Source organism: Streptomyces sp. NPDC050743 (genome assembly GCF_044456925.1).
GTDB lineage: Bacteria > Actinomycetota > Actinomycetes > Streptomycetales > Streptomycetaceae > Streptomyces.
Map to the genome: position 1 here is coordinate 1 of NZ_JBITGJ010000267.1, position 3,330 is coordinate 3,330.

Genomic DNA, 3,330 nt, shown 5'->3' on the forward strand with positions numbered 1-3,330 from the left:
CAACGAGCCTCTCTACTCGGAGAGTTGCGCGATGGCCGCCCCATGACCAGGGGCTATGCAGAGATCGCTGCTACACCACTTGGCGGGACACCATCCTTCTCCACGGAGTCCCGCCACTACTCCACCGTCCTCGGCGTCCTCCGTGACGCTCGTGCCGACTGGCGCCGGGCCCCAAGCTGCACGCCTGTCCCGCAGGACGGCGCGACCACGCTCGTCCTCGCTCACTGGCGTGGTGCGGCGAAGTGGCCGAGGCGGCCGGCACCCGCATCGCGTCGAGCTGACGGTCCAGGACGGCACGCTGCACGTCTGGCTCGGGCTCGACAGGGTGGACGTCCGGGTGGCCTGTGACGTTTTCGCCCGCCTGCTGTCCCACGCCCTTCCGTACACCGACTGCCTAGTCGGTGACGACCAAGTACTGCTGCGCCTGCATGGCGATCTCGAGACGGCTCTGCTCCATCCTTTGGCCACAGCGGGCATGGACGCCTATGTCTCCGGGTCGCTTAGCCGGCCCCGTCGCCGCAGCTCAGAGGGCAGTTCTGCTGCTTCCGGGTATCTCTTCTGTTCGAAACTGATCACGCGGTTGCGTAGCGGAGGTCTGCTCGACGACGTAGCGGAGTTTGCCCAGTCCCTTGATGTTCGGGCGCCCTTGCGGGAGATGACCGGCAGGATCCGCCGCTTGCGCAGCTCACGCCGGTTGGGGTGGGAGTCGTAGCCTTTGTCACCGAGAAGTGAGTCGGGGCGGTGCCGCGGACGGCCCGTCCGTCCGGCCACGGGCGGAATGCCGTCGACGAGGGCGATGGTCTGGGTGACGTCGTTGACGTGGGCGGCGGTGGTGATGACTTTGAGCGGGGTGCCGCGTCCGTCGCGGATCAGACGGTGTTTGCTGCTCGTCTTCCGCCGGTCGACCGGCGACGGACCAGTGTCGGCTCCCTTTTCTTTCGCGCGGATGTGGGAGCCGTCCACGCACGCCCGGGTCCAGTAGAGTTCGCCGGCGGCGTTGAGTTCGGCGAGCAGGATGCGGTGCAGTTGCTCGAAGACTCCGGCCTTTTGCCAGCGGTCCAGGCGTCGCCAGCAGGTCTGTCCGGAGCCGAACCCCAGCTCTGGGGGCAGGAGTTGCCAGGCCATGTCGTTGTGGAGCACGTACAGGATGCTCTGCAGACAAGCCGGTCCGCTACCGGTTGCGGGCCCGGCGCTTTCTCCGGCCATGGCGTCAGCATCGGCCCGATCAGCGCCCACAACTCGTCGTCCACGATCCACGGCCGAGTACTCACACCCTCCTGAACGGCCGAATCGTCACATCGGTCACGCCGGGCCAGGGCACTTCCACAAGATCTGTTTGCCGCCTGGGCGGACTTTCACCAGAGGGTTTCGCAACCCAAAGGAACCCGGTTTGCAGGCCCGGCGGTCTGCTGGGCGATATTCCGGCATCAGGAATATGCACTACAGCGAAATACGCCACTATCTGAATGCTCGGAGACTGGGCGTCCGGAGGCTTCCTGTCGAGCAGCCGCATCACGTCGACACTGGGCTTCCCAGGGTGGGATCCCATCTGTAAAGATTGAATCTGGGTGCCAAATTATAGAATATCGGAGCCATTTAAGTTGTTGAACGGTAACTGTTTTCCGGCGGAGTGGTCACAGGACTCGCTCTGGGCTGGTCAGGCCCCGGGTGATCAAGAAGAGTGATGCCCGCGACGGGGAAAGACCTCGCCACAAAGCACGAAACGGATCCGCCATGAAGGCCACGACTGCCCGCCACGCTCTGCCCGTTCTCGCCCTGGCTCTGTCCGGCATGGCATTGACAGCGTGCGGCGCGGAGACCGATGGCGCCTCTGCCAGCGGCACTTCGGCTCCCGCTTCGGCAGCAGCCAGCGCCGACACCTCTTCGAGCACCTCCGCGTCCACGTCGGCCGACCGCTCCGGTGGCCGGAACCGGGGATCCGGCAGGAGCAGTGGCACGGACGGCGGACCACTGGCGTGCACCGCCGCGGATCTGAAGGTCTCGGCGGGGAACTTCGACAGCGGCGCCGGCACGACGCACTTCCAGCTGCTCATCCAGAACACCGGCAGCAGCCCGTGTACGCTCACCGGCTTTCCGGGCGTCTCCTTCCACGGTGGCGACGGCACTCAGATAGGCAACGGCGCCGTCCGTGACACCAGCGCGTCTGTCACGACGGTGACCTTGCTCCCGAACGGTCACGCCGCCTCGGAAGTCACGGCGCCTGACGGGCAGTCCGGCTTCTCCGCCAGCGAGTGCCGCCTCAAGGACGTCTCCTTCGTCGGTGTCTTCGCGCCCGGCTCGAAGGATCTGATCGACGTGCCGTGGAAGACGCAGGAGTGCAGCGGCACGAGCATCCACGCCTTCAAGGTCGGCCCGGTTCACTCGGTGCGCTGACCCGGGGCCGAAGCTCTGAAGTCAGGCCGCCCGTTCTGCCTCGCGTGGCCGAACGGGCTGAGCCTCGATCGTCGGCTGAAACGGAATCCGTCCGCCTGTGCCGGTCGGATTCCGTGGGTCCTCATCATGAGGTTCCTCCTGGGGTTCGACGAGGTCGTCCCCAACCGGATCGCCGCCGCGGACCAGACGGCTCGGGTCGACCCTGCGGGTGCGTCGGTCCTGGCACCGTTCCCCCACCCCGGCCCCGGTGCTGGAGCAGGACGGGGTACCGGCCGAACCCGTTACGCAGGTTGTCAGGACATGCGGTCGGTGCTGCACGTCTGTAACCGGGCCCAGTTCCGAGCCATAGGCCACCGAACTCCTCCAGGACAGCGTCGGTAGCGCGCGCTGCGGTGGCGATCCAGGCGCGGATGTCCCTCTCCAGGGCCCGGACGGGTTTTCCGGGAATGGGACCACTTCTGGGTGCCGAACTCGTCGTTGTCGCCGGTGACCTGGCGTCCTCCCGTGACGCGGGCCGCCTGGTCCCGCACGCCGGCTTGGCGCCGGTTCCGCGTGACTCAGGATGCCGGACGGGCAACCTGCACCGGCCCAAGTGGTACGACCGCTGTCCGCGCCTGGTGTTCGACCTCTCCGCGCAGAGCGCCATGCGGTAGCCCGATCGCCCCAGAGACTTCTGCCTTCGAAGGCGAGCCGAGGGCCTGCTGCGCGTCCCACCCGTTCCCGCTCTCACCCGTCGCCGGGTCGACGCGCTGTGGGCGATGGTCCGCGACCACCGCCTCTGCGCAATCACTCATCGGATCGCCCCGGCGCACAGCCGACGCGGCGTACTTCTGGCGCTTGACGGGTCTTCGAAGTTGAGCGGTGCAGGGTCGGTGGCCGCTGACTGTCCGTCACGGTCTGCGATGAGTGGGGTGGTTGTCGGCCCTGGATGTAGGA

General features: G+C 66.9%; 2 protein-coding genes and 1 pseudogene. 2 read left to right on the plus strand and 1 reads right to left on the minus strand.

Going from position 1 to position 3,330, the window contains the following annotated elements:
* Nucleotides 1–483 precede the first annotated feature (483 nt).
* On the minus strand, nt 484–1,206 hold the full coding sequence (locus ACIBJF_RS52715) for an IS5 family transposase (protein WP_399185009.1): 723 nt from the start codon (nt 1,204–1,206) through the stop codon (nt 484–486).
* A 528-nt stretch (nt 1,207–1,734) separates the two neighbouring features.
* Between ACIBJF_RS52715 and ACIBJF_RS52720 the strand changes: the two genes are divergently transcribed.
* Complete coding sequence (locus ACIBJF_RS52720) at nt 1,735–2,394, plus strand: DUF4232 domain-containing protein (RefSeq protein ID WP_399185010.1); 660 nt, start codon at nt 1,735–1,737, stop codon at nt 2,392–2,394.
* Nucleotides 2,395–2,834: 440 nt separating this feature from the next.
* A pseudogene (locus ACIBJF_RS52725) lies at nt 2,835–3,173 on the plus strand (transposase); the annotation flags it as partial.
* Between the last annotated feature and the right edge of the window lie 157 nt (nt 3,174–3,330).